The organism is Nocardia sp. NPDC006630 (assembly GCF_040611495.1).
Classification (GTDB): Bacteria; Actinomycetota; Actinomycetes; order Mycobacteriales; family Mycobacteriaceae; genus Nocardia.
In genome coordinates this window covers 69,361-95,448 of sequence record NZ_JBEXOK010000005.1, presented here as the reverse complement: position 1 = coordinate 95,448, position 26,088 = coordinate 69,361, and the positions used below count along the sequence as shown (strand labels likewise).

Below are 26,088 nucleotides of genomic sequence, written 5' to 3'. Positions count from 1 at the left end.
AGCATGGCTTCTGTTTTCTCATTGATCATCGAAGGTCAGCTGCCCGGCCGGTTCGTCTGGGAGGACGATGAATTTGTCGCCTTTCTGACGATCGCCCCGGTGACGCAGGGGCACACCCTGGTCGTGCCGCGCAAGGAGATCGACCAGTGGCAGGACCTGGACCCCGAAACCTTCTCCCGGATGACCACGGTCGCCCAGCGCATCGGCAAGGCCGTCCGCGCGGCCTGGGACGCGCCACGCGCGGGTCTGCTCATCGCCGGTCTGGAGGTGCCGCATCTGCACCTGCACGTGTTCCCGGCCTTCGAACTCGGTGATTTCGATATCACCGGCGCCGATCCGGAGCCGAGCAAGGAATCCATGGACGAGGCGCAGGCCAAGATCAAGCAGGCGCTGCGCGATCTCGGCTACGGCGCCAACGTCCCCGACTGACCCGTCCGGGGCAGGCACACGCTGAAGGTGGTGCCCGCGCCCGGCGTACTGGCCACGGACACCGCGCCGTCGTGCGCGGTGACCAGGGCCTGCACGATCGAAAGTCCCAGTCCGGTACCGCCGCTCACGCGACTGCGGGAGCTGTCGGTGCGATAGAAGCGCTCGAAGACCCGCTCGGCCTGCTCCGGCTCCAGGCCGGGCCCGGTATCGCTGACCTCGATCAGCACCTCCTGCTCGGAGGGCGTTAGCCGCACCGCGACCGCCGCATCGGGCGGCGTGTGCACCAGGGCATTGCTCACCAGATTGCCGAGGATCTGCCGCAGTCGCGCCTCATCCCCCGCGATCTCCAGAGTGCCCGCGCCGGAACGGATCTCCAGATCGATCGGGCGCGGTTCCGCATCCGGATTCTGCACCGCCGCCTGTGCGCGGGCATTGTGCACCGCATCGCTGGCCAGCGCCAGCAGATCCACCGGCCGCCGCTCGACGGGCCGCTGCGCGTCCAGCCGGGCCAGCATGAGCAGATCCTCCACCAGCAGGCTCATCCGCTTGGATTCGCTCTCGATGCGATTCATGAGCATGCCGGGCTCGGTGATCGCGCCCTGCCGATACAGCTCCGAGAACCCCTTGATGGTGGTCAGCGGCGTGCGCAATTCGTGACTGGCATCGGCGATGAAGCGCCGCATCTTGGCCTCGGATCGGCGCGCGCCCTCCTCGGAGGCCTCGGTCGCCGCGAACGCCTGCTGAATCTGGGTCAGCATGGTGTTCAGCGACTGCGACAGATGATCCACCTCGGTGTCATTGCCGCGCACCGGAACTCGCTGATGCAGATCGCCGCCGGCAATGGCGGCCGCGGTTCTCTCGACTTCGCCCAGGGGTTTCAGACTGCGCCGGATGACCAGGCGCGCAACGACCGCCAGGGCCGCCAGCACCAGCGCCCCGATCACCGCCTGCAGCAGAATCAGCCGGTCCAGAATGCCTTTGGTCTCATCGAGCCGCAATCCGACTGTGCTGGTGCCGTATTGGTTGGTGGTGCGCATGATCCGCCACTGCTCACCGCCGTCACCGATGGAGCCGACCGTGATCGGGTGGTGGCCGAGATCGGCGGGTACATCGGGCTCGGTCGAACCCACGTCGAGGTGCAGCACCAGATTGCCGGACGAATCCACCACGCGCACATAGAGCAATTGCGCGGGCCGCTCCCGCTTGCCGGGCGGCGTGGGCAGCGGCTCCGGGCGCGTGAGCCCCGGCTGCGCCCAGCCGTGCGCGGCATCGTAGAGCGACTGATCGAGCCGCCCCAGCAGCACGTTGCGCATGAGTGAGGTCACGGCCAGGCCGGAGACCAGCAATCCGAGCCCGGCCAGCGAAACCAGCGCCAGCGCCAGCGTGGTTCGCAGCGGAACGGCCGCGAGCCGATCCGACAGCCGGGCGCGTGGGCTCACTTCGCAGCCGACCTGCGATGCGGCTCCCTCATGACGTAACCGACCCCGCGCAGAGTGTGGATGAGCCGATCCGGGCCGGTGTCCACCTTCTTCCGCAGGTAGGACACATAGGTCTCGACCACGCCGACCTCACCGCCGAAGTCGTAGCGCCACACGTGATCCAGAATGCGCGGCTTGCTCAGCACCGTGCCGGCATTCACCATGAAGTAGCGCAACAGCGTGAATTCGGTGGGCGACAACGGAATCGGCTCCCCCGCCTTCCAGACCTCGTGCGTATCGTCGTCGAGTTCGATATCGGCGAACCGCAGCCGCGACGACTTCTCCTCCGGCGCGGCACGTCCCGCCCGCCGCAGGATCACCCGCAGCCGGGCCACCACTTCCTCGAGGCTGAACGGCTTGGTCACGTAATCGTCGGCGCCGAGGGTCAATCCGGTGATCTTGTCCTCGACCTCGTCACGCGCGGTCAGGAACAGCACCGGGGCATCGATCCCGTCCGCCCGCAACCGCCGCAGCAGCCCGAAACCGTCCATCCCCGGCATCATCACATCCACGATGAGCGCATCCGGCCGGAACATCTTCGCCCGATCCAGCCCCTCGGTCCCACTACTGGCCGTAGCCACCTCGAACCCCTGATAACGCAAACTCACCGACAACAACTCGACGATCATCGGTTCGTCATCGACCACCAGCACTTTGGCTTCGGCCTCACGGGGCGCGGGCACACCTGTCATGACCTCATCCTGCTGCCTGGGGCGTCAAAGTTCCTGGACCTCCGCTGGGAGTTTCCTGGGAGGCGTGGACACGAACTGATCCAGCGATTAACGCGGACCCGGCGCAAAACGTAACCGCCTCCCCAGCGACCGTTAAAGTCCCGGGGAGGCGGCTCTGAGCCCCTTGTCAGGATTGAACTGACGACCTTTCGCTTACAAGGCGAGTGCTCTACCACTGAGCTAAAGAGGCGAAGGCGGTGTCGATCATAACCGGGTGGGTCGGCTGCGCGGAAAAGCCGACGTCCGGGCCGATCGATAGCCGTCAGGAGACGAGCCGAACTGCGTCAGGGGCGCCTGGGGCGCCACCTGCCGCGTTCGGAACCGTTCCTGCGCAGTATCGGGTCAACCGCCAATATCAGGACTGCGCCGCCTGACGTGCCGCGTCGTCGGCGGCCATGGCATCGCGAAGGCTCTTGGGACGCATATCCGTCCAATTCTTCTCGACGTACTCGACGCATGCGGCGCGCGAGTCCTCGCCGAACACGACCCGCCAACCCGCCGGAACCTCGGCGAAGGCCGGCCACAGGGAATGCTGTTCCTCGTCGTTGACCAGGACGAAGAACCGGCCGTCTTCGTCATCGAAAGGATTGGTGCTCATTTCACCTCACTGGATACTGGCGCTGTGTACAGGAACGCTGAAGGACCATCCGACCGCTGGGTTTGGGTACCGCAGCGTTAGGACGAACCCCCGACGTTGATTCGACCCTAGCAAGGCGGACGTTACGCCTGGGCGGTTACCTTCAGCCCGCGAAGAATTCCAGCAGGATCTTGTTCACGATCTCGGGTCGTTCCAGGTAGCCGTAGTGCCCGGCATCGGGGACCTCTTGGTAGCGCGCGCCCGGAATGGCGTCGGCGACCTCGCGTGACAGGTACGGCGGAATCATCCGGTCATCGGCGAATCCCATGGACAGGCAGGGCACCGTGATCTTGCGGTAGGCGGCCGTGCGGTCGAAGTCGTGATCCATCCGACGCTGGGCGCGCACACCGGGCGTCACCGGGCCACCGGTGAATTCGAACAGGTCCAGCCAGTCGCGGCCCGCGTGCGGGTCCGCCAGGGTCGCCGGAGACAGGTTCATGAGCGCGGTCATGGCGGCGTCGTACTTGGCGGGCAGCCGTACACCGGACACGTCCAGCTCGTGCTCGCCGAGCGAGAGCGTCTTCTGCAGCTGATCGAGCCGGGCGTGCCCGGCCATGAAAACGGCCTTGCGCACCAGATCCGGCCGGGCGAGCGCCAATTCCTGCGCCACCCGCGAGCCCATGGACTGCCCGACCACCAGGGCCGGTCCCTCGCCGAGGAATTCGATGAGCCCGGCCGTATCGCCCACCAGATCGTCGATGGTCATGCCCTGGGCGGCCTCGAAGGACGGTGCGATGCCGCGATTGTCGAAGGTGCACACCTTGTATCCGGCGGCCACCAGCGCGGGCACCTGGTGCAGTTCCCACACCCGTCCCGGGCTTCCCGTCCCCATGATCATGACGACCAGCGGACCGGACCCTTTGACCTGGTAGTTCAACGAGATTCCGTGCACCGTGGCCAACGGCATTGCTGCGACCCCTTCATCGATGTGGAGCTACTCCGATATCGCCCCACCGTATCGCCCCGCTCTCGGACGGGTCCGGACGCAGGGAAATCGTCCGCGGCCCGTATTGCGTTTCGAGCTCGCTGTCCACCGAGGGACCAGTTCCTGTGAGGCATCCAGATAGGATGGGTTCCTCGTAAGCTGAGCAGACATCCCCGAGAGGACATGATGATGGCCGCGAACAGCAGCGCCAAAGACATCGCGGACGACGATCTGGAACCACTCGCCGACGAAACCGCACGTCAGGCCCAGCGCGTAGTGGCCGCATACGCCACCGACGCAGACGAATGCCGCATGCTCCTTTCGATGCTCGGCATCGCTCCCGCCACGCGGGGCGAATGAGCCTGTGAACCCGGATAGCGCCGGTTCAGGTTTCGTCGTAGTCGCCAACCGGTTACCGGTCGACCTCGAGAAGCTGCCGGACGGCACCACACGCTGGAAACGCAGTCCCGGCGGCCTGGTGACCGCTCTGGAACCGGTGCTGCGCAACAACAAGGGCGCCTGGGTGGGCTGGGCGGGCGTCCCCGATGTCGAGATGGACCCGATCGTCGAAGACGGACTGGAACTGCATCCGGTACCGCTCTCGGCCGATGAGGTCGCCGACTACTACGAGGGTTTCTCCAACGGCACCCTGTGGCCGCTGTATCACGATGTGATCGTGCGCCCGGTCTACGACCGCAAGTGGTGGCAGGCCTACGTGCAGGTGAACCGCCGTTTCGCCGAGTACACCGCGAAGGTGGCCGCCGAGGGCGCCACCGTCTGGGTACAGGACTATCAGCTGCAGCTGGTCCCGAAGATGCTGCGCATGCTGCGCCCGGATCTGACCATCGGCTTCTTCCTGCACATTCCGTTCCCGCCGGTCGAGCTGTTCATGCAAATGCCTTGGCGCACAGAGATCGTCGAAGGTCTGCTGGGCGCCGACCTGATCGGGTTCCACCTGCCCGGGGGCGCGCAGAACTTCCTCTACCTGGCGAGAAGGCTTGCCGGGCAACCGACTTCACGTGGCAGCGTGGGTGTGCGCTCGAAACTCGGTGTGGTGCAGGTGGGTTTCCGCACCGTGCGGGTGGGCGCGTTCCCCATCTCCATCACCTCCACCGAGCTGGACGAGATGTCGCGCCGCCGCAGCGTGCGCGAGCGGGCCTCGAAAATCCGTGCGGAACTGGGCAATCCGAAGACCATCCTGCTCGGCGTCGACCGCCTGGACTACACCAAGGGCATCGATATCCGCCTGGCCGCGCTCGAGGAGCTGCTGCAAGAGGGCCGGATAGATCCCGCCGACACGGTGGTGGTGCAGCTGGCCACCCCGAGCCGCGAACGGGTGGAGTCCTACATCCAGATGCGCGGCGATATCGAACGCCAGGTCGGCCGCATCAACGGCGAATACGCCCGCGTCGGCTACCCGGTCGTGCACTACCTGCACCGCCCGATCCCCCGCGAGGAACTGCTGTCGTTCTTCGTGGCCGCCGACGTCATGCTGGTGACCCCGCTGCGCGACGGCATGAACCTGGTGGCCAAGGAGTACGTGGCCTGCCAGGGCGGCCTCAGCGGCGCCCTGGTGCTGAGCGAATTCACCGGCGCCGCAGCCGAATTGCGCCAGGCCTACCTGTGCAACCCGCACGACCTGGACAGCGTCAAGGACGCCATCGTCTCCGCCATCGAAGACGACCGCGACACCCGCCGCCGCCGCATGCGCTCCCTGCGCAGGCAGGTCCTCACCCACGACGTGGACCGCTGGGCCCGTGCCTTCCTCGACGCCCTGGCCCAGGATCGGGTAGCGGGCAGCGCCCTGCTGTCGGACGACGACGTGGACCCGGACATCAACCGCTGACACCCAGAACTGTGGCCCAGCCCTTCAGCGTGAAGGACTGGGCCACAGTCGTTTTCGGCGATACTTCAGCCGAATCGGATCAGATCGGTTTGATATCGGAGACGAGCCAGTGACCGTGCTCCTTGGTGAGCTCCACGTGCAAGCGGTCGCTCGAGATCGTGTCCTGGGGCGAATCGACGCTGGTGAACCGCTGATTGGCGATGACGAGAACCACGGCGTGATCGCGGGATGTCGAGATCACGCCGGTCGCCTGCACACTGGTCTGAACGTTGAGCTTCTTTTCCTTCGCCGTAGGAATAGCCTGCTCGCTGATCACCTTCATATAGGAATCCCGATAGCCGCTGGTCAGTTTTTCGGCGGCCTTCGGCAGATCCTTGTCGGCGGTGTCGTAATCGTAGGTGAACAACCCTTCGACCGTATCCCGTGCGACGGCCACCGAGGAGGTTCGGTTCTGCTCGGCCTGACGATCGGACCAGAATCGATATCCGGTCAGCGACGCCATGACCGCGGCCCCGACAAAAAGCACGGCTGCGCCGGCGACCAGTAGGTAACGCTTGTCGAATTTCACGGCACAAACTCCAGGGACGAAGCGGACAGGGTCTGGCCGTTCCGGGTTACGTGCACCCGAATTCGATAGTCCCGCTGCATCGGCCCGTTGGTGGCGACATTCGAGACTGTCTGCTGTGCCAGCAACAGCACGCTGGCCGAATCGGCGCTGTCATTCTCGATCGCGGCCGAGATGACGGCGCCCGTGGACTGCACCTTCAACTGTTCGAAGACCTTTTTGTACGCATCGCGATTCGTCGCGTACTCGTCCTTGAGGCTGCCACCGGCGACCGAGAGCAGCCGATCGATGTCCTGATCCGCCGTCGCGTCCTTGACGGTCGACATATCGAGGTACGCCTGCTTGGCGACCTGGATATATTCGGCCCGCCGTTGACTCAGGTTGTCCGCCCGGTGCTGGTGATAGAAGTACACGCCGGTCGAGCCGGCCAGTACCAGTGTCGATATCAGGGCAACCACCGCGGCGGCGACGCCCACCGTACCGAGCGAACCGGCAATCTTCCGAACCCTCGATGTCGCTTCGGAATTCGGCTCGGTGTCGCCCGCGGATTCGGGAGCGGCATCTTCCTCGGCTGCCGAGTTTGCCGATGCCACACCAGTACTGGCCGCCACAGCAGGCTCCGGATCACCGGCCGGGGCGGGCGTGGTGCCCGCCACCGAACTCGGCTCGGCCGCATCGACCGCGGCCGGTTCCGGGCTCACACTGCCGAGGGCCGATTCCTGCACCTCGATGCCCGCGGCATCGCCCTCGGCGGGCGGGCCCGCCTTCCGGACGACACGCCGCCGGGCGCGACCTCCGTTTGCTGGTGTTTCGCTCATCGCGGTGGCTCCTGAAGCAAGTCCTGCCAGCTCGACGGCACCCGACTGGTGCCATCCGCATTGACGCCACCCTGACGGTACACGCGCCCATCGGGTCCGACGAATGTGCCGCTGGTCGGATCCTCGTGCGCGATGAAGGGGGCCTGCTGGTTACCGAGCAGGTTACCGATCGGTTGCCCGTTATTGTCCACCGGATGCGGCATACCGGACGGCGGGTTATCGCCTTCGGGCACGTAACCCTCGGGGTCATGGCACAGCGCCGGGCTCGGCGCACGCTTGCCGGGCACATCCACACACGGAGTATTGCGGATACCGCGCACGGCCTCCTTGGCGTTCTGCGCCACCTTGCAATACATATTGTCCGGAGTATCAGCAGGGGTGAGATCGGCCGGTGACCGCCGCTGATCCGCCGGCAGGAAGCCGGTGGTGCACCCCGGCGGGTCATTGACCCCCAGCATGAAGTCGACCATCGCGCCGTACTCGGCAGGTCCGCGGATCGCTGTCAGCAGCCCGGCGAGCAATGGCGGATAAATAACGAGAATCTGTTCGAGCCCAGCGTGATACGTGACGCCGACCTGACCGACGCTGATCAGATTGGCGAGCATGATCGGCAGTGTCGGCTTCAGATCCTGGAAGGTCTGGTTCACCTTCTGGATCGCGTCCGGCCCGTGCTCCAGGAGCGATCGCAGCGCCGGATCATGCTGGCGCAGTTGGTCGGTGACCGTAGCGAGATCCTTGGTCCAGCCGCGCACATCGTCCGCGGACTGGTTCTGGGTATCGAGCAGCGGACCGATCTTGTCCAGCAGATCCTTCGTCGGCTCGGTGGTGTTCTTGGCCTCCTGCACCAGCAGGGAGGCCGAGTCGAGCAGGCGCTGCAAATCCGGTCCGGCGCCGTTGAAAGCGACGAACGCGGCGTTGATGACCTCGGCCAGCTTGGTGTTCGCGACGGTGGACAAGAGCCGGTCGGCCTGATCGAGCATGTCGCCGACGTCCTGCGGCAGCTTGGTGCGGTCTACCGGAATGACCGAACCATCGTGCAGATTCCCGCCTTTCGGCGCATCTGCCGGCACCAGGTCGACATACTGCTCACCGATCGCCGAGACGCTCCGCACGTACGCTTCGACATCGCTGGGGATCTTGTAGTCGCTGCCGATGGAAAGTTTGGCGTCGACTCCGGCGGAGGTGAGATTGACCGACTTCACCTTGCCGACATTGGTGCCCCGATACGCCACATTCGCGGACTCGTAAAGACCACCGGTCGCGGGCAATTGGACGGTCACGCCGTACTGCCCGATGCCGAACAGCATGGCGGGCAACTTCACATACTGCCCGCCGATGACGGACAGGCCGATCACGGTCAGCACCGTGAAGATGGCCAACTGGACCTTGACGAATTTCGAGAGTTTCATCGATCGCCACCTCCCTGCTGCACGTTGGGCACGGTGATTCCGGGAATCGCCGGCAGACCCGGAATCGGCGGTAGCCCAGGAACACTCGGCACCGGCTCCGACGTCGCAGGCGCGGGTGCGGGAGGCTTCAGCGGATCTGACAGTGGATCGCCCTTGCCCACAGCCGTCCGGGGTATCCCGTACCCGAGAGTGGCCTGAGCGCCGCCGAGACTACCGCCGAGCGGAGTACCGGTCAGCCAGTTCGAATCGAGCCTGGCGCCGGTGAGGTCCAGCGTCATCCACAGGTTCATGTAGTCGCCCTTGATGACATTGGCGATGCCCTTCACCGGGAACGGGAAAGTCAGCAGCCAATTCAGCGAATCCGCCAGATGCCCACCGGTGGCGGCCAGAGATTGCAGCGCAGGTTCGAGATTGGCCAGGTCCGCCTTCAGGTTGTCGCCGCCCTGATCAAGGATCTGCTGCACGACATTGCTCAAATCACCCAGGGAAGTAATGGCTTTGGTGATGTTCTCGCGGCGGTCGGCGAGCACGGTGAGCGCCGGATGGATGGTCGTGATGGCGGCGGTGACATCGTCCTTCTGCCGCGCCAGTACGCCGGCGAAGCGGTCGAGTCCACCCATGGCCGCGATGATGTCGCCGGTCTGCTGATCGAGCGTCGTGGTCAGGGTGTTCAACTGCGGCAACAGATCCCGAATCGAATCCGTGCGACCCTTGAACGTGGCGTCCAACTCCCGGGTGATGGTCTCCAACTGCGAGATACCGCCGCCGTTGAGCACCACCGACAATGAGGAGAGCGTCTGCTCGGTCGTCGGATAGGCACCCGCGTGCGCCAGCGGAATCAGATCCCCATCCTTCAGATTGCCCTGTGCCGGTTCAGCTGTCGGCGGGGCAAGTTCCAGATGATTACTGCCCAGCAGGCTCGTCTGCCCGATCCGCGCAATGGCGTTGGCGGGCAGCACGACTCCCTTGTTCAGGCCGACGGTGACCAGCGCATGCCAGTTCTCGACCTGGATACCGGTGACGGTACCAACGGTCACATCGTTCACCTGAACCGGCGAATTCCGGGTCAGCATCGTCACATTGGGCATTTCGATGCGGACCTTCCAGGACCCATCCCCCGTGCCGACCGAACCGGGGATCGAGACGGTGTTGAGTCCGTCCCATTCGCACCCGCTCGCACCGAGCAGGGCGACCAGGCCGACCGCCATGCCCGCGATGCGAATTCGTCTGCGGCTCATCATCGTCCACCTCCTGGGATGAACAGATCACTCAGCGATTTGGGACTGGGCGCGGACAGCGGCTGCCCCGGCGCCGGGACCTGGTTCGCCAGATCGGGCGGACTGTAGGTGAGCTGCTCCGGGAAAGCGTTCTGTGAGGTCACCGGATTCAACATGACCGCCGGGTAGTTGATCGCCAGCGAGTTGAGGACCGGCCCCAGATACTGCTTGCACAGCGCGGCGCTCTTATCGGCATCATTGGCCCCGACAGACTCGGCCGCACCGCACAGGAAGGCGATCGGGTTGGCGAGGTTCGGAGCGGCCAATGCTCCGGTCAGCGAGCCCTGGGCGGGCTTGTAGAGCTGATAGAAGTTCGCCAGCGCGGTCGGACTGGAGTGCATGATCTGCTCCAGCTCGGGCTTCTTGTCGGCGAGCACCTGGGTCGCGGCACCGAGTCGCTGCACGCTCTCGGTGAGGGCGCCACCTCGCTCGTCCAGGAACCGCTTCACATCCGTGACCGCGGAATCGAGATTGTCCAGCCCGCTGCCCAGATCGGTCGACACGTTCGCGAGCACGGACGACACCGACGCCAGCCGGCCGCCGAACTGGACGATCTGATCGTTGGACTTGGAGAGCACATCGACGAACTGCTGCAGGTTGCGAATGGTGCCGAAGAGATCGGTCCGGCCATCCGAGAGCGTATTCAGCGTGCTGGAGAGCTCTTTGAGGGTATCGCGGAAGGCCTGCGCATTACCGTCGCCGAGGTTGTTGGCGGCGGTATCGATGGCACGGCCGAACGAGCCCTGCTTGTCCTCACCGATCGGGCCGAGCGCCTTGGAAAGCTTCGTCAGCTCCGCCTTGATGTCATCCCACTCCACCGGAACCGCGGTGTGCTCCAACGGAATCGAGGCACCATCGCCCATCTTCGCCCCACCGGTATAGGCGGGTGCGAGCTGGATGAAGCGCGCCGAAACCAGCGAGGGAGAGATCAGCACCGCCTTGGCATCGGCCGGCAGATCGAGACCGCGCTGGAGGGTGAGCTTCACCTTCACCTGGCCCTGACCGGCCTCGATGGAGTCGATTGTGCCGACCTTCACGCCCAGCACCCGCACCTCGTCACCGGCGTACAGGCCGGTGGTCGAGGGGAAGTAGGCGGTGATGTGCTTCTTGCCGATATCAGCGACCATGCCGTAGACCAGCCACCCGGCGACTACAACCACAAGGGCAGCCGCGACCAGGCGCGCCCAGCGCGGCACTTTGCGTATTGCGTTCATCGCGGCGGCTCCTCGATCCCGGGCTTTACCGGCTGCAGCAGTGGAGTGATAAACGCTTTCAGCGAGTCGGGCAGATGCTGCGGCCAGACCATCGCATCGACGAGCGTCTGAATTCCGGTCGAGGTGCCGTTGGCCAGGTACGCCTGGAAGTACGGCCCACTGCCGACCTGCTCACCCAGCGCGGACTCGAACGGTCCCAGTTCCTGGATCGCCTTGCCCAGATTGTCCTGGTTCTTCTGAAGCAGAGCCAACACCGAATTCAGTTTGTCCAGCGTCGGTTTCAGCTGTGCCTCGTTGTCGTTGACGAACCCGGTGAGCTGTTGGGCCAGTCCGTTCACGTACACGATCAGCTGGCTCAGTGCGGCACGGCGGGCATCGAGCTCACCGAGCAGGCTATTGCCGTCGACGAGCAGCGAATTGATCTGCGTCGCACGATCACCCAGCACCTTGGTGACGTTCTGGGCGTGCGAGAGCAGTTCGGTGAGCGCCTTGTCCCGGGTGTTCAGGCTGCGCGAGAGGGCGGTAATGCCGTCCAGCGCCGACCGCAGCGGCACCGGCGTATCGGTGAACGCGTCCGACAGCGTATCGAGGGCCTTATTGACCTGGTCGGTGTCGAGGCCCTTGACCGTGGTGGCCAGATCACCGAGGGCATCGGTCAGCGAGTACGGCGAGGTCGTGCGATCCAGCGGGATCGTCTCGTCCCCGCGCATCGCCCCGTCCCCCGCCGGGGTCACCTCGAGGGACTTACGGCCCAGCATGGTGTTGGTCTTGATGGCCGCGGAAGTCTTGCCACCCAGCACGATCGACTCATCCAGCCGGAATCGCACCTTCACTTTGGCGCCATCGAGCTTCACGTCCTCGACCTGGCCGGAGCGGACGCCGGCCACCTGCACGGGATCACCGACCTGCAGTCCGCCCGCGTCGGCGAAGTAGGCGCTGCGCTCCTGACCGGACTGCACCAGCGGCAACCGGTCGAATTGGAGCGAAGCCAAGCAAATGGTCACTGCCAGAGTGATACCGACAATGCCGGCATTGATCAGCGGGGAGTTCTTTTCACTCATGGCGTGCACCGCCCTGTCTTCATCCCACCGGGCAATTCGAGGGTTTGCGTCTTACCGCCCGGTGCGTCGACGAGAAGGGTTGTACCGCAAACGAACATATTCAGGAACGAGCCGTAGGCCCCGATGCGGATCAGCTTCTTATAGGTATCGGGCAGCACGTTCATCAAGGACTGCAGATCGTCCTTCTTGTCGTCCAAGTTCGCCGACAAGGTACCGAGCTGTTCGATATTCGCCTTCAAATCCGGGCGCACCTGCTGCAGCAGCGACGTGAGATCGCCGGTGGCTCCAGCCAATCGGGGCAATGCGTCACCGATCGGATCCTTGTCCGCGGCCAGACCACTGACCAGGCGCTGCAATTCGGTCAGCGTGGTCGCGAAATCCTGGTCATGCTGATCGATGGTGCCCAGCACGGTCTTCAGATTCTCGATCACGCTGCCGATCAGGTCATCCCGATCCGCGAGGGTCTTGGCGAAGGAGCCGCCGCTGTTCAGCAGCGAAACCAGCGTTCCACCCTGGCCCTGGAACACCTGCAGCAGCGCACCCGTCAGATCGTTCACCTGCTCCGGGTTCAGTCCGCGCAGCAGGGGTTTGAATCCGCCCAGCAGCATGTCCAGATCGAGCGCGGGCTTGGTCTGTTCGACATGGATGGTCGCGCCGGTTTTCAGCGGCTGCGCGGTGCCCGGTCCGTCCAGCAACTCCAGATAGCGGTCACCGACGAGGTTTTCATAGCGAATGGCGGCCAGTGTGCTGGCGTAGATCCGGTACTCGTGGTCGATATCGAAGTCGACATGGGCGAGATGATCCTTGCCTACGGACACCCTCGATACCGATCCCACCGGCACTCCGGCAATGCGCACCTTGGATCCCGGCAGGATCCCGGACGAGCTGGTGAAGATCGCGTGGTACCCGGTCGAGCGAGCGAAGCGCATCTGGCTGAAGATCACTCCCAGCCCGGCGAGGATCAGCACCGTGACCAGCGTGAAGATCGCCAGTTTGACAGTGCTGCCGTGCAGTTTGATTTTCATGGGTTAGGTACCCCCGGCAGTCCGGCGTACAACATCTGGAACACCCTCGGGCCGTTGAGGTATGTCGTCGTCGGTGGCGTCCACACCTCGCCCTGCGAGGTATCGGTGACAACATAGTTGGCATGGCTGCCCGGCACGCGGTCGAGAATGCCCTCGCAGTGCGGGCCACCGGTGGCGTTCACCTTCGGCAGATCCTTCGGGTACTCGTACGGGGTGCCACCGCCCATAAAGCTGGCATTCAGGTTCACCCAGGGCGCGTCACCGCCGAAGATCTTATTACCGAGCGGCAGCGCGTCGGCTGCTCCGACGACGAGACAGTAGATCGCCGGGTTGTATTCGTTGAGCAGTTCAGCGGTGGGGCGCAACAGATCCAGTGCCGTGACCAAAGGCTGCGCATTGTCCTTCAGCACGCCGCCGGTGTCGTTGGCCAGCCCGATCAGGTTCAGCAGCAACCGATCGACGTTGGACTTGTCATCCACGATGGTGTTGCCGGTAACCGTCATATTCCCGGTGGTACGCAGCAGATCCGGCACGGTGTCGGCATACAGGTTCGTCACGCCGACCGAGGTCTGCAGATCCCGCTTCAGCGCGGGCAGGCTGGGGTTGATATCGGACAGGTACTGGTCGCTGTTGACCAGCAGCTGACCGATCTTGTCGCCGCGACCGTCCAGCGCCTGGCCGAGCGCGGTCAGTGTCGCGTTCAACTTCTCGGGCTGGATCTTGCCGAGCACATCGGTGAGATGTTCGAAAAGCGTATTGAATTCGACAGTCACCGCACCGGCCCGCACGACCGAACCCGCGCGCAGCGAATCGGCCGAGGGGGTCTGCGGCTCGATGAAGTTGATGTACTTCGCACCGAACACGGTCGTGGAGTTGATATCCACGGAGGCATTGGCCGGCACCATCTTCAATTTATCCGGGTCGATGGCCAATACGATGCGAGCGCCATCGGCGGTGTCGGTAATGGCTGAAACGCGGCCGATTTCAACGCCGCGAATCTTGACCTTGGCGTCCTTGTCCATCACCAGACCCGCACGCGGGGACGCGACGGTCACCTCGACGGTGTTGTCGAATCCGCCCGCGAAGCTCACCGCGCAGACGGCGACCACGGCGACGATGCTGAGCACCAGTCCCATGCCGGCCAGGCGGATGACCCAGCCTTGTTCGAGGTACCGCTTGGTCGTTGGTTTCTCGACGAACGGTGAGCCGATCGGACTCTCCGTTCCTCCATGTGGTTGCACGATGTCCCGCCCTACCCGGAGAGATGGAAATTGCCGGAGGTGCCGTAGATGGCCAGTGAGATCAGCAGCGTCACCATGACTACCGCGATCAGCGACGCCCGCACCGCATTACCTACCGCCACGCCCACGCCGACCGGTCCGCCTGCGGCGTGATAGCCGTAGTAGGTGTGAATCATCATGACCGCCAGGGCCATGAAGATCGCCTGTGCGAAGGACCAGAGTATGTCGCTGGGGATCAGGAATGTGTCGAAGTAGTGGTCGTACACACCGGCGGACTGTCCGAAGATCACCACGGTCGAAAACCGACTCGCGATGAACGAGGCGATAATCGCCAGCGAGTACAGCGGGATGATCGCGATGATGCCTGCCAGCAACCGGGTGCCCACCAGGAAGGGCACCGGCCGGATGGCCATGACCTCCAGGGCGTCGATCTCTTCCGAGACCCGCATGGCTCCCAATTGCGCGGTCGTTCCGGCGCCGAGTGTCGCCGCGAGGCCGATACCCGAAATCACCGGTGCCGCAATGCGAACGTTGATGAAGGCGGAGAAGAAGCCGGTGAGGGCCTCGACACCGATATTGCCCAGCGAGCTGTAGCCCTGGATGGCGATGGTGCCACCGGCGGCCAGGGTCAGGAAGCCGACGATCACGACGGTGCCGCCGATGACCGCCAATGCGCCTGTGCCCATGGAGATCTCGGCAATGAGCCGGATGGTCTCGGTGCGATAGTGAATCAGGGCCTTGGGCACCGATGCGATCGACCGCGCGTAGAAGATCGCGTGCTTGCCTACCGAATCGAGTGCTTCGGTGAAGCGCCGAGTGCGTTTGGTCAGCCTCGGGAAACGAGATTGAATCACGAACGCCATCTGATCACCGCGCCGTGAACTTGATACCAACGGCGGTAACAACCACGTTGATAACAAATAGCGCCATGAAGGAGAAGACGACGGTCTGGTTCACCGCGTCGCCGACACTCTTCGGCCCGCCCTTGACATTCAAGCCCAGGTAACAGGCCACCAGGCCGGCCACGAGTCCGAACAGCGTTGCCTTGACTTCGGATTCGACCAACTCGGGCAGATGCGTCAACAGCGTGATGCCGTTGATGAACGCACCCGGATTGACACCCTGCAGGTATACGGAGAAGACGAAGCCACCGAGGATTCCCACGGTGCACACGAGTCCGTTCAGCAGCATGGCCACGAACATGGAGGCGAGCACGCGCGGCACTACGAGGCGCTGCACCGGGTCGATGCCCAGCACGCGCATGGCGTCGATTTCCTCGCGGACGGTCCGCGCGCCGAGATCGGCGCAGATGGCGGTCGCGCCCGCGCCGGCCACAATGAGCACGGTGACCATCGGGCCGACCTGAGTGACCGCGCCGAACGCCGCGGCCGCGCCGGAGAGGTCGGCCGCGCCGATCTCCCGCAGCAGGATATTGAGTGTGAAGCACACCAGCACGGTGAACGGAATCGCCACGAGCAGAGTCGGAACGATCGAGACGCTGGCGACGAACCATGATTGATCGACGAATTCGCGTCGTTGGAATGGTGGCCGTACCAAGGCGCGAGCAACGTCACCGGCGAGTTCGAAGAACCCACCCACTGCCCGCATCGGTACAGCAAGGACATCATTCATTCCTGCGATTCCTCCTGCCCCTGCCTAGCTATAGCACCCGAGATCTGAATGTGATCTCGGTCCCGCCCGAAGATTAGAACACGTTCCAGTGCCCTCCGGGAAGGGTTCGACGGTTTTGAACAGGTCATCTTTCTGAACTGCCGTCCAGTTTCGAGAACATGTTCACCCCGTGAGGACTACCACAGCTGTGCCGCCTTTGTGAGGCGCCACACATAGATGATCCCCATTCCTACCAATGATTGATCGCGTGATCAACCTGGACGCGGGGGTGAAACCCCCCGCGACCGGGAGAAGGGGTTGAACTAGCCGAGATCCATCAGCGCCGACGCCGAAAATGTGGCGCCGGAAGGACGTTCGGCGAAATACCCGCCCAGGGTGGCTGCCAGACCCTCGCGGGTCCACTCCCCCTCGGCGTCGAAACGCTGCTCCACGATGGGGGCGGCCATGAGCGCCACCATGGGGCCGTACACCACGAACAGCTGTCCACTGACCGCTGCGGCGGCCGGGGAGGCCAGGAAGGCCACCAGGCGCGCCACATGATCAGGGGAGAGCGGATCCGGACCCTCTTCGGGAGCTGCCGAGAAGACCTTCTCGGTCATCGAGGTCCGGGCGCGCGGTGCGATCGCATTGGCGGTGACGCCGAAGGCCGACAGCGCACGCGACGCCGACAGCGTCAATGCGGTGATACCGGCCTTGGCAGCGCCGTAATTGGCCTGGCCCGCGGGGCCGAGCAGTCCGGCCTCGGACGAGGTGTTGACGATGCGGCCGTAGACCGGCGCGCCCGCTTCCTTCGACTTGGCCCGCCAGTACGCGCCCGCATTGCGGGTGAGCAGGAAGTGCCCGCGCAGATGCACCGCGATGACGGCGTCGAAATCCTCGTCGGACATGTTGAACAGCATCTTGTCCCGAGTGATACCGGCATTGTTGACGATGATGTCCAGCCCGCCGAAGGTTTCCTCGGCGGTCTGCAGCAGCGCGTCGGCGGTGGACCGCTCGGCAATGCTGCCCGCGACGAATTCGGCCTTGGCGCCGAGCGCGCGAATGTCGGCGAGGGTTGCGCTGACCGCGTCGTTCTCGGCAAGGTCGTTCACAATGACCGAAGCGCCGGCCCGGGCCAGCTCGAGGGCTTCGGCCCGGCCCAGCCCGGCACCAGCGCCGGTGACGATGGCCACTCGGCCGGCAAGACTCACATCAGTTTCGCTCACCGGGCCGACTCTAGAACGTGTTACACCTAGCGAGCAAGGCCGGGTTCAGACCAGCTTCAAAGCGGCCTTGGGGCACTGCGCGACCGCCGTCTTCACATCGTCCTCATCACCGGGGGCCACCTCGGCGCCGATGATGTGCAGGACGTCGTCATCATCGAGTTCGAACACGTCGGGAGCGATTCCGACACAGATTCCGTTCGCCTCGCACTGGTCGAGATCAACAGTGACCTTCATAGCCAACTCCTTTGCCACAACAGTGGGCCGAGCCTAACAACACCAGCCCCACAGGGATAGCAAGCGCGGCCTTACAACCACCCAATACTGGAACATGTTTCACCTGCTGTGCAATGATCGGCTGAACCCCGCTGGGCCTAATTTCAAGAGATGAGAAGGCTAGAGGTATCGCTATGCGGATCGCATACACGCCGCAACAGGAACAGCTTCGTGCTGAGCTGCGTGAGTATTTCGCCAAACTGATCACCCCGGAACGTCGAGCGGCGCTGTCGGCTCAGACCGGCGAGTACGGCGAAGGCAACGTCTACCGCGAGGTCGTCGCCGAGATGGGCCGCGACGGCTGGCTCGCGCTCGGCTGGCCCAAGGAGTACGGCGGCCAGGACCGGCCCACCATGGATCAGTTGATCTTCACCGACGAGGCCGCCATCGCCGGCGCCCCGGTGCCGTTCCTGACCATCAACTCCGTCGCGCCGACGATCATGCACTACGGCACCGAGGAGCAGAAGAAGTTCTTCCTGCCCAAGATCGCCGCAGGTCAGCTGCATTTCGCCATCGGCTATTCGGAGCCGGGCGCGGGCACCGACCTCGCCTCGCTGCGCACCGGCGCGGTCCGCGACGGTGACGAGTGGATCATCAACGGCCAGAAGATGTGGACCTCCCTCATCGCCTACGCCGATTACATCTGGCTCGCCGCCCGCACCGATCCGGCCGCCAAGAAGCACAAGGGCATTTCGATGTTCATCCTGCCGACCACGGCGGAGGGCTTCTCCTGGACACCGGTGCACACCATGGCCGGTCCGGACACCAGCGCCACCTACTACCAGGATGTGCGGGTCAAGCACTCCGATATGGTCGGCCCGGAGAACGGCGGCTGGTCGCTGATCACCAATCAGCTCAACCACGAGCGCGTCGCGCTGACCTCCGCCGCACCGCTGTCGCTCGCGGTCGCACAGGTCACCGAGTGGGCGCGGAACACCAAGAACTCCAACGGTTCCCGCGTCATCGACCAGGAGTGGGTGCAGATTCTGCTGGCCCGCACGCACGCCAAGGTCGAATACCTGAAGCTGATGAACTGGGAGCTCGCCTCCGGCGCCGACGCGGGCGCCGCACCGCGCCCGTGGAATGCCTCCACCTGCAAGGTGTACGGCACCGAACTGTCCACCGAGGTATACCGCGCCCTCATGGAGGTGCTCGGACCGCAGGGCTACCTGCGCCAGGATTCCGCCGGTGCGCAGCTGCGCGGCCGCATGGAGCGCATGCACCGCGCCTGCCTGATCCTCACCTTCGGCGGCGGCACCAACGAGGTGCAGCGCGACATCATCGCCATGACCGCCCTCAAGCAGCCGGCCGCTGCGCGCTAACCCTGAAATCGAGGTAACCATCATGGATTTCACTCTCACCGAGGCGCAGCAGGATCTGGCCCGCCTGACCGCCGAGGTCACCGGCAAGCTCGTCACCGCCGACCGGCTGCGCGAACTCGACAAGAACACCGACGCATCCGGGAACACCACGCTGCGCTTCGACGAATCGCTGTGGAGCTCGCTCGCCGAGACCGGCGTGCTGGCAGCGGCCCTGCCGGAAACGGCGGACGGCAGCGGTTTCGGCGTGCTGGAGCAGACGTCGATCCTGCGGGAACTCGGCAAGTCCGTCGCCCCCGTGCCGTACCTGTGGTCGATCGTGCTCGGCGCGGGCGCGCTGGCGCAGTTCGGCACCGAGGCCCAGCGGGCCCTGGCCGCACAGGCCGGCACCGGTGACCTCATCCTCACCGCGGCACTGACCGAAGAGCGGAACTGGGAGCCGGCCAAGCCGGTCACCACCGCCTCGGACAATGGCGGCTGGCAGCTCACCGGGCTCAAGACCACCGTGCCGTTCGCCCGGCAGGCAGCGCGAATCCTGGTGTCCGCCAGCGTCGACGGCTCCCCCGCCGTCTTCCTGGTCGACCCGGCGCACGCCTCGGTCCGTATCGCGGACCAGATCGTCACCGACCGCACCCCCGAGGCCGAGATCGAATTCGCCGGTACCCCAGCCGAATTGGTCGGCACCCTGGAGCAGGGCGCCGAAGTCCTGAACTGGCTGCTGGAACGGGCCTGGCTGGGCCTGGCCGCCCTGCAGCTCGGCACCCTCGAAAAGGGCCTCGAGCTGGTCGCGGACTACGCCCGCGAGCGCGAGCAGTTCAGCAAGAAGATCGGCAGCTTCCAGGCCGTGGCCCAGCGCCTCGCCGACGCCTACATCGACGTCCAGGGCGTACGCCTGGCCGTTCAGCAGGCCGCCTGGCTGCTGTCGGAGGGCCTGCCCGCCACCGCGGAAGTCCACACCGCCAAGTTCTGGGCCGCCGATGCCGGTCACCGCGTCGCCCACACCGTCGTGCACGTGCACGGCGGCGTCGGCATCGACCGCGACCACATCGTCAACCAGTACTTCACCGCCGCCAAGCACAATGAATTCGCCCTCGGCGGCGCCCACGACCACCTCCGCGCCCTCGGCGGCCTGCTCGCCGCCAACTGACCGGCGACCGCACCGCACGACGAATACCCAAGGGCGGCGGCACCATTCGGTGCCGCCGCCCTTGTCGTCGGTCGAGCCTGGTCACTGGAAATGAATTCCGCGCGCGGACATTCGACAGCGGGAAAGAGCCGTCCGCAGTTCCTTCCGCGCGCGGAATGCTGAACCCGGCGGCTCAGGGCACCAGCGGGCCCGCCAGCACGCGCTCGCCGGCGGTGCGGTCGCCGCCCCAGGTGAGGGCCGGGTCGGTGGGGGGCTTGCGCTGCCAGAGGGCGAGCAGCAGATCCGATGCGGCGCCGGAGATTTCGGCGACGGGTTCGCCGGGGCCGTAGATCCAGCTCTCGGCGATATCGGTGGCGCGGACGTGCAGTGCCACCTCCGGCTCGGTGGCCAGACCGCGTTTGATCATGCGGGGGGCGAACAGTTCGAAGACCTCGGTGATGCCGTCGACGGCCAGATCCGTGTCGAACGGGTCCGCGGCGCCGAAGGCGTTCTGTCCGTCCCACAGGTGCATGAGGGTCTCGTGGGCGCGGCGGCGGCGCCAGAAGGCGACGGTGCGGGGCATGGTGCTGGAGAAGGTCCACGCCTCCTGGTCCGGTTCCCCGGACAACACCGCGACCATCGCGTCGGCGGTCTCGTCATACCATTCACGCAGGGCGGCAGCCTCTTTCGGGGCGGACTCGACCTGCCGGTCCCCGCGCAGCTCGCTCACTGCGGTCACCACCCACAGATTGCCGTTGCCGACATGGTCAGCGAGGTCGTAGAAGGTCCAATCGCCGCAGGACGGAACCGGCGCCCCGAGATCGGTATCGACGGTGATGAGATCGCCGAAAGCGGTCAGCTTCACGCAGAGCAGAGCCAGGTAGTCCATGCCTGCCACGGTAAACCGGACAGGCCCGGGGCACACGCCGGGGCGCGAACCCGCGTGTGTTCCCGGGAGATCAGGATTCCATCTCGCGGACCGGGAAGATGCGCTCGAACACCGGGTCGGGGTGATCGGGTGAGGGCTCCAACTCGTTCATGAGCAGATCGCTCATGGCATCGCGGCGCAGCACCCGGCCCAGCTCGGCGGCGGCGCGATAGTACGCGGGCGTGCGCAGTACGCGCCGGACCGCGGCGGTGATCTGCTGCGGAGATGCGGTGCGGGACAGCGTGATTCCGGCACGGTGCGCCCGCACCCGGGCGGCATTGTCGGCGTGGTCGCGACCGTGCGGCAGCAGTACCACCGGCAGGTCGGCGGCGAAGGCCTTGACCAGGGTGCCGTGCCCGCCGTGCGTGATCACCAGACTGGCGTGCCGCATGAGCTCCTGATGCGGGGCCGCGGCCAGCACCTGCACATTCACCGGTGCGGTGATATCGGCGGGATCGACGGCGGGCCCGGTCGTCACGATGGCACGCACCGGGAGCCGGCCGAGCGCATCGGCGATCCGCTGCAGACATTCGCTCTGCCGCTGCGCGGTGGTGGACAGCGACACCAGCACCAGCGGATCGCCGCCTTCCGGCAGCGCCCATTCCGCATCCCGGGTCCAGAAGGGATCGTCGAGGATAGGGCCGACACAGCGCACACCGTCCGGCCGCTGCGCCGGGAAATCGAAAGCCGCACTGGACAATACGAGCTGCCGGTGCGCCAGCTGCACCTGATCCTGATAGTGCGCCAGCCGCTCCAGGCCGAAATCCGCGCGTAGCGCGTTGAGTTGCGGCAGCAGTTCCTGATCCCAGCGGCGCTGCACCATAGAACCGACCACCCGGTCCCGCCAGCGGCCGACCGGGCCGTCCGCGCGACCGAATCCGGTGCCCGGCGGCGGACCGCCCTCCACCGGCAATGGGTAGATACCCGGAATCAGCACCATGAACGGCAGCTCGCGCGCCTGCGCGGCCACCATCGCCCCGAAGGCGAAATAGGAGGCGAGCACCAGATCCGGCCGCTCCCCGTCGATTTCGGCGACGGTATCGCGGGCAAATCCGGCCCCGGCCCGCGAGCGCAGCCGCGCCCCCGTCGCTGTCACCTCGGCGGCCAGGGACTCCTCGGCGAGCACGGTGACCCGATGCCCGCGGTCCACGAGCCTGCGCACCACGCCCAGCTCCGGCGGCACGGTCCCGCCACTGCCGGTGAGGGCGACCAGGTAGCTGTACTTCATCGGGCACCTCCTCCCCCGCCACTCTGTCACGGTCGGCGGGCCCGCGACTTCCCGATGACCAAATGATGTGTCACAGACCACACCGATGAGTTTTCGGAGGCGGGCCCGTCCTCACCTATGACACTCACGAGAGGACGAACGCCATGGCCAGCAAGATGATCTTCATCAACCTTCCCGTCGCCGAACTGGAACGCTCCAAGAGCTTCTACGAGGCCCTGGGCTGGAAGGTGAATCAGCAGTACACCGACGGCAATGCGGCGTGCATCGTGGTCGACGACAACATCTGCCTGATGCTGCTGTCCAAGGATTTCTTCACCTCCTTCACCGACCGTGCCATCGGCGACGCCAGGACCACCGTGAACAGCCTCTACGCCGTATCCCTCGCCAGCCCCGCGGAAGTGGACACGCTCGTCGACGCCGCGGTCGCGGCCGGCGGCACCGAGGAGGTCAATGCCGACAAGCGCGCGCAGGAGGCCCAGGTCGGCATGCACGGCCGCACCTTCATCGATCCCGACGGCCACCAGTGGGAGCCCTTCCATATGGCCTACCCCGGCGCCAACTGAATCTCGAAAACCCCACTGAAGCTCGAAAACATACGCACCGCTGATGATTCAGCGGTCCTTCGGCATGTGCCGAGCGGGATGCGAACGGCCCGCCGGGAAGGATCCCAGCGGGCCGTTCACGCATGTCGCCGCGCTGCGCCGGACCACCCCGGCGGGTACCTCGTGCGGTGCACAGAGCCACCTACGCGACGACGGGGTCCAGTTCTACCGCAGTTCCAGCGGAAGTCCGAAAAGCGGGAACAAGCGGTCGGTATCCAAAAAGAAATTGAGGCCCGCGACCCGGTCGCCGTCGAGCTCGAGCACCGTGATCGACCACGGGGTCCACAGGCCCGGTTCGCCGCTCGGCTTGTAGTGGCCGAAGGCGGGCAGCCCGTTCGCGCCCGCGAGCGGCACCATCCGGGAATCGCGGCACGCCTGACCGGTGCCGAGCATGAACGCGGCGACATTCTCCGGACCGGAGATCCACAGCGAGAACGGCGGCATGGACAGTGCCACATCGGCTTTCAGCAGCTGGGTGAGCGCGTCCATATCGTAGGACTCGAAGGCGGTGACAAAATCGTCGATGAGTTTGCGCTGCTGCTCATCGGTTTCGTCGTAGGCGTCGGAGACGGTGGCCACCTCCTGCGCCTTGGTCATGGTGGCGCGGGCGCGCTGCAGCGCGCTGTTCACCGAAGCCGGTGAGACATTGAGCATTTCGGCGGTCTCATTGGCCGAGAAGCGCAATACCTCGCGCATGATCAGAATGGCGCGTTGGGTGGCGGGCAGGTGCTGCACGGCGGAGACGAAGGCCAGCCGCAGCGTGTCCTTGGCAGTGGCCGCCTCGGCCGGATCGGCGCCGAAGGCGAGCGCGTTCGGAATCGGTTCCACCCATACGTAATCCGGTTCCGGCGCGGGCAGCGGCGAATCCGGGGTGGAGGGACCGGACAGATCCATCGGCCGGGCCCGCCGCTGCGGACCGTCGAGCATGTCCAGGCAGACATTGGTGGTGATCTTGTACAGCCACGACCGCACACTGGAGCGACCCTCGAACGAGTCGTACGACTTCCACGCCCGCGTGAACGTCTCCTGCACCGCGTCCTCGGCCTCGAACGAGGACCCGAGCATGCGATACGCATACGCGCACAGCTCACGACGGTGGCCTTCGAAAGACCGCAGCACGTCATCGGTGATGGTGGTGGACCGGCCGCCTGTCTCGCTCATGCAAAACACTCTCGCACAGGGCACCGACAAGAAATAGACACGAAAACACCTGTGTCCGCCTGTTCAACAGGCGGACACATCAACTACCTCCCCCTCGGTCCGTGCCCGCCCGAAACCGCAGGCGGGCACAGGAACCTCAGGGGTATTCAGGCCCTACTTGGTGGTTGGGGCGTGTGCGTGGTCGTCGGCCTCGCGGGCCTCGGTCTGTGCCTGCGCCCACTTGTAGTCGGGCTTGCCCGCGGGCGAGCGCTTGATCTCGTCCACGTACCAGATGCTGCGCGGCATCTTGTAGGAGGAGATCTCCTGAACCAGGGTGGGGCGCAGCTCATCCAGGGTCGGGCGGTTCTCGCTGCGGCACTGCACCACCGCGACCACACGCTGTCCCCAGCGCTCGTCCGGCACGCCGACCACGAGCGCGTCGAAGATCTGCGGATGCGCCTTGAGCGCGCCCTCGACCTCTTCGGGGTAGATCTTCTCGCCGCCGGAGTTGATGCTGACGCTGCCGCGGCCGAGCATGGTGACGCTGCCGTCCTCCTCCACGCGGGCGAAGTCGCCCGGGATGGAGTAGCGAATCCCGTTGAACTCCTTGAACGTCGCCGCGGTCTTGACCGGGTCGTTGTAGTAGCCGAGCGGGATGTGGCCGGTGCGGGCGATCAGGCCGGTCTTGCCGGAGCCGGCCTCGATCTCATTGCCCTCGTCGTCGATCACCTTGGTGGAGGCGTCGATCTTCACGCGCGGGCCGCCGGTGTGGGTGGCGCCCTTGGAGGCGATGGACAGACCGCCGAAACCGGTCTCCGAGGAGCCGATGGAGTCGGTGATCATGGTGGTGGTCAGCAGCTCGATGAACTCGTCCTTGAGCGTGGGCGAGAACAGCGCGGCGCTGGAGGCCATGGCCCACAGCTGCGCATGCTTGTACGGCTCACCGGTTTCCGGATTGCCGGTCTTGAGCGCGTCCAGCATCGGCCGCGCCATGGCGTCACCGGTGATGAAGATCAGGTTGACGTTGTGCTTGTCGATGGCCTGCCAGACGCCGTGCCCGCTGAACTCGGGCAGCATGATGGCCTTGCCGCCGTCGAAGAGGCTGTGGAACACCGCGGTCTGCGAGCCGCCGTGGATCAGCGGCGGGATCGGGTAGCGCACCAGCTGGCCGTTGCCGGCGCCGACCTTGGCCTGCTGCCATTCGTCCTCGATGCGGACGCCGGTGACGAAGTTGATGCCGCCGCCCAGCACGCGCCACCAGTCCTCGTGCCGCCACATGACGCCCTTGGGCAGGCCGGTGGTGCCGCCGGTGTAGAGCATGAAGATGTCGTCGGCGGAACGCTCTTCGAAGTCGCGCACATCCGAGCTGGCCGCGAGGGCGGCCTCGTACTCGACAGCGCCGGGAGGCGTCGGCAGATCGGTGCCGTCCTCGACCGTCAGCACGGTCTTGATGGTCGGCACCTTGGGCAGCACATTGGCGATGCGCTCGCTGTAGCGGCGCTCGGCAATGATGGCGACCAGGTCCGAGTTCTCGAAGATGTACTGCAACTCGTTCTCGACGTACCGGTAGTTCACGTTGATCACCACCGCGCGGATCTTGAAGATCGCGACCATGGCCTCGACGGCCTCGATGGTGTTGCGCGCGTAGATGCCTACCTTGTCACCGGGCTGCACGCCCTGTTCCTGCAGGTAATGCGCCAACTGGTTGGTCCGCTTCTCGAACTCCGCGTACGTGAAGGAACGGGTGTCGTCCACCAGAGCTACGCGCTCCGGCATCAGATCGATGGCGTGCTCGACAAGGTCCGCTATGTTGTAGCTCACAGGTCGAAAATAGAACGTGTTCTCGCTTATCGCAAGGTGCGAGTTCCCGCTCACCGGACAATGCGGTGTGGCCCCCGCCACACCATACGCCCGAAATGCCCCGAATGCCTGCGGAGCAAGAGCGGAACGAACCCGCCCGGCGGTGCCGAGCGGGCCCA

The 26,088-nt window shown here is 65.3% G+C and carries 26 protein-coding genes and 1 tRNA gene; 6 read left to right on the top strand and 21 right to left on the bottom strand.

What is annotated here, in order from left to right; genetic code table 11:
- Positions 1 to 3 precede the first annotated feature (3 nt).
- Positions 4 to 429, top strand: a complete 426-nt coding sequence (locus ABZX86_RS15705; RefSeq protein WP_297623368.1) for an HIT family protein — start codon at positions 4 to 6, stop codon at positions 427 to 429.
- Here the strand turns inward: ABZX86_RS15705 and ABZX86_RS15700 are convergent.
- From ABZX86_RS15700 to ABZX86_RS15680, 5 genes are all read right to left on the bottom strand, one after another.
- On the bottom strand, positions 405 to 1,868 hold the full coding sequence (locus tag ABZX86_RS15700) for an ATP-binding protein (RefSeq protein ID WP_355124008.1): 1,464 nt from the start codon (positions 1,866 to 1,868) through the stop codon (positions 405 to 407). The two genes, ABZX86_RS15705 and ABZX86_RS15700, sit on opposite strands and share 25 nt — an antisense overlap.
- Entirely contained in the window at positions 1,865 to 2,599 is a 735-nt protein-coding gene (locus ABZX86_RS15695) for a response regulator transcription factor (protein ID WP_355124006.1), read from the bottom strand. The genes ABZX86_RS15700 and ABZX86_RS15695 overlap by 4 nt, the downstream gene beginning before the upstream one ends.
- Positions 2,600 to 2,756: 157 nt before the next feature.
- A tRNA-Thr gene (locus tag ABZX86_RS15690) sits at positions 2,757 to 2,828 on the bottom strand.
- Positions 2,829 to 2,993: 165 nt separating this feature from the next.
- Positions 2,994 to 3,236: an MbtH family protein gene (locus ABZX86_RS15685; protein WP_019931522.1), complete on the bottom strand. Its 243-nt coding sequence runs from the start codon at positions 3,234 to 3,236 to the stop codon at positions 2,994 to 2,996.
- Between the two features lie 142 nt (positions 3,237 to 3,378).
- The gene (locus tag ABZX86_RS15680; RefSeq protein ID WP_355124004.1) at positions 3,379 to 4,182 is read right to left on the bottom strand and encodes an alpha/beta hydrolase; all 804 of its coding nucleotides are present in this window, start codon (positions 4,180 to 4,182) and stop codon (positions 3,379 to 3,381) included.
- 207 nt (positions 4,183 to 4,389) lie between these two features.
- Between ABZX86_RS15680 and ABZX86_RS15675 the strand changes: the two genes are divergently transcribed.
- Together ABZX86_RS15675 and ABZX86_RS15670 are read left to right on the top strand one after the other, a co-directional pair.
- Positions 4,390 to 4,560: a hypothetical protein gene (locus ABZX86_RS15675; RefSeq protein ID WP_297627155.1), complete on the top strand. Its 171-nt coding sequence runs from the start codon at positions 4,390 to 4,392 to the stop codon at positions 4,558 to 4,560.
- Positions 4,561 to 4,564: 4 nt separating this feature from the next.
- Entirely contained in the window at positions 4,565 to 6,046 is a 1,482-nt protein-coding gene (locus ABZX86_RS15670) for a trehalose-6-phosphate synthase (RefSeq protein WP_355124002.1), read from the top strand.
- A 79-nt stretch (positions 6,047 to 6,125) separates the two neighbouring features.
- Here ABZX86_RS15670 and ABZX86_RS15665 read toward each other — a convergent pair whose 3' ends face one another.
- The 12 genes from ABZX86_RS15665 to ABZX86_RS15610 form a co-directional block, all read right to left on the bottom strand.
- Positions 6,126 to 6,614 carry a h domain protein gene (locus ABZX86_RS15665; protein ID WP_355124000.1) on the bottom strand — a complete coding sequence of 163 codons (489 nt, stop codon included), beginning with the start codon at positions 6,612 to 6,614 and terminating at the stop codon, positions 6,126 to 6,128.
- The gene (locus ABZX86_RS15660; RefSeq protein WP_355123998.1) at positions 6,611 to 7,429 is read right to left on the bottom strand and encodes a hypothetical protein; all 819 of its coding nucleotides are present in this window, start codon (positions 7,427 to 7,429) and stop codon (positions 6,611 to 6,613) included. The genes ABZX86_RS15665 and ABZX86_RS15660 overlap by 4 nt, the downstream gene beginning before the upstream one ends.
- Positions 7,426 to 8,838, bottom strand: a complete 1,413-nt coding sequence (locus tag ABZX86_RS15655) for an MlaD family protein (RefSeq protein ID WP_355123996.1) — start codon at positions 8,836 to 8,838, stop codon at positions 7,426 to 7,428. Before ABZX86_RS15655 ends, ABZX86_RS15660 begins: the two co-directional genes overlap by 4 nt.
- A complete protein-coding gene (locus ABZX86_RS15650) occupies positions 8,835 to 10,079 on the bottom strand; it encodes an MCE family protein (protein ID WP_355123994.1) in 1,245 nt (414 codons plus the stop codon). The genes ABZX86_RS15655 and ABZX86_RS15650 overlap by 4 nt, the downstream gene beginning before the upstream one ends.
- Positions 10,076 to 11,329, bottom strand: a complete 1,254-nt coding sequence (locus ABZX86_RS15645; protein WP_355123992.1) for an MCE family protein — start codon at positions 11,327 to 11,329, stop codon at positions 10,076 to 10,078. The genes ABZX86_RS15650 and ABZX86_RS15645 overlap by 4 nt, the downstream gene beginning before the upstream one ends.
- On the bottom strand, positions 11,326 to 12,390 hold the full coding sequence (locus ABZX86_RS15640) for an MCE family protein (RefSeq protein WP_355123990.1): 1,065 nt from the start codon (positions 12,388 to 12,390) through the stop codon (positions 11,326 to 11,328). Before ABZX86_RS15640 ends, ABZX86_RS15645 begins: the two co-directional genes overlap by 4 nt.
- Complete coding sequence (locus ABZX86_RS15635) at positions 12,387 to 13,415, bottom strand: MCE family protein (protein ID WP_355123988.1); 1,029 nt, start codon at positions 13,413 to 13,415, stop codon at positions 12,387 to 12,389. The genes ABZX86_RS15640 and ABZX86_RS15635 overlap by 4 nt, the downstream gene beginning before the upstream one ends.
- Entirely contained in the window at positions 13,412 to 14,551 is a 1,140-nt protein-coding gene (locus tag ABZX86_RS15630) for an MCE family protein (protein ID WP_355124839.1), read from the bottom strand. Before ABZX86_RS15630 ends, ABZX86_RS15635 begins: the two co-directional genes overlap by 4 nt.
- Positions 14,552 to 14,667: 116 nt before the next feature.
- The gene (locus ABZX86_RS15625; RefSeq protein ID WP_355123986.1) at positions 14,668 to 15,519 is read right to left on the bottom strand and encodes an ABC transporter permease; all 852 of its coding nucleotides are present in this window, start codon (positions 15,517 to 15,519) and stop codon (positions 14,668 to 14,670) included.
- Positions 15,520 to 15,523: 4 nt separating this feature from the next.
- Positions 15,524 to 16,288 carry an ABC transporter permease gene (locus ABZX86_RS15620; protein WP_355123984.1) on the bottom strand — a complete coding sequence of 255 codons (765 nt, stop codon included), beginning with the start codon at positions 16,286 to 16,288 and terminating at the stop codon, positions 15,524 to 15,526.
- 302 nt (positions 16,289 to 16,590) lie between these two features.
- Positions 16,591 to 17,493 (bottom strand): 3-oxoacyl-ACP reductase, encoded by a 903-nt coding sequence (locus tag ABZX86_RS15615; RefSeq protein WP_355123982.1) that lies wholly within the window; start codon positions 17,491 to 17,493, stop codon positions 16,591 to 16,593.
- A 45-nt stretch (positions 17,494 to 17,538) separates the two neighbouring features.
- Entirely contained in the window at positions 17,539 to 17,727 is a 189-nt protein-coding gene (locus tag ABZX86_RS15610) for a ferredoxin (RefSeq protein WP_327143448.1), read from the bottom strand.
- Positions 17,728 to 17,900: 173 nt separating this feature from the next.
- Between ABZX86_RS15610 and ABZX86_RS15605 the strand changes: the two genes are divergently transcribed.
- Together ABZX86_RS15605 and ABZX86_RS15600 are read left to right on the top strand one after the other, a co-directional pair.
- On the top strand, positions 17,901 to 19,088 hold the full coding sequence (locus ABZX86_RS15605; RefSeq protein WP_327143447.1) for an acyl-CoA dehydrogenase family protein: 1,188 nt from the start codon (positions 17,901 to 17,903) through the stop codon (positions 19,086 to 19,088).
- 22 nt (positions 19,089 to 19,110) lie between these two features.
- Entirely contained in the window at positions 19,111 to 20,232 is a 1,122-nt protein-coding gene (locus ABZX86_RS15600; protein ID WP_355123979.1) for an acyl-CoA dehydrogenase family protein, read from the top strand.
- Between the two features lie 172 nt (positions 20,233 to 20,404).
- On the opposite strand, the gene ABZX86_RS15595 is transcribed toward ABZX86_RS15600, so the two are convergent.
- Complete coding sequence (locus tag ABZX86_RS15595) at positions 20,405 to 21,100, bottom strand: maleylpyruvate isomerase family mycothiol-dependent enzyme (protein WP_327143445.1); 696 nt, start codon at positions 21,098 to 21,100, stop codon at positions 20,405 to 20,407.
- A 70-nt stretch (positions 21,101 to 21,170) separates the two neighbouring features.
- The gene (locus ABZX86_RS15590; protein ID WP_355123977.1) at positions 21,171 to 22,367 is read right to left on the bottom strand and encodes a glycosyltransferase; all 1,197 of its coding nucleotides are present in this window, start codon (positions 22,365 to 22,367) and stop codon (positions 21,171 to 21,173) included.
- 143 nt (positions 22,368 to 22,510) lie between these two features.
- On the opposite strand from ABZX86_RS15590, the gene ABZX86_RS15585 reads away from it, so the two are divergent.
- Positions 22,511 to 22,930, top strand: coding sequence for a VOC family protein (locus ABZX86_RS15585; protein WP_355123975.1), 420 nt, complete (start codon positions 22,511 to 22,513; stop codon positions 22,928 to 22,930).
- A gap of 204 nt (positions 22,931 to 23,134) precedes the next feature.
- Here ABZX86_RS15585 and ABZX86_RS15580 read toward each other — a convergent pair whose 3' ends face one another.
- Together ABZX86_RS15580 and ABZX86_RS15575 are read right to left on the bottom strand one after the other, a co-directional pair.
- The gene (locus ABZX86_RS15580; protein WP_355123973.1) at positions 23,135 to 24,130 is read right to left on the bottom strand and encodes a sigma-70 family RNA polymerase sigma factor; all 996 of its coding nucleotides are present in this window, start codon (positions 24,128 to 24,130) and stop codon (positions 23,135 to 23,137) included.
- A 153-nt stretch (positions 24,131 to 24,283) separates the two neighbouring features.
- Positions 24,284 to 25,930: an acyl-CoA synthetase gene (locus tag ABZX86_RS15575; RefSeq protein ID WP_355123971.1), complete on the bottom strand. Its 1,647-nt coding sequence runs from the start codon at positions 25,928 to 25,930 to the stop codon at positions 24,284 to 24,286.
- Positions 25,931 to 26,088: the final 158 nt, after the last annotated feature.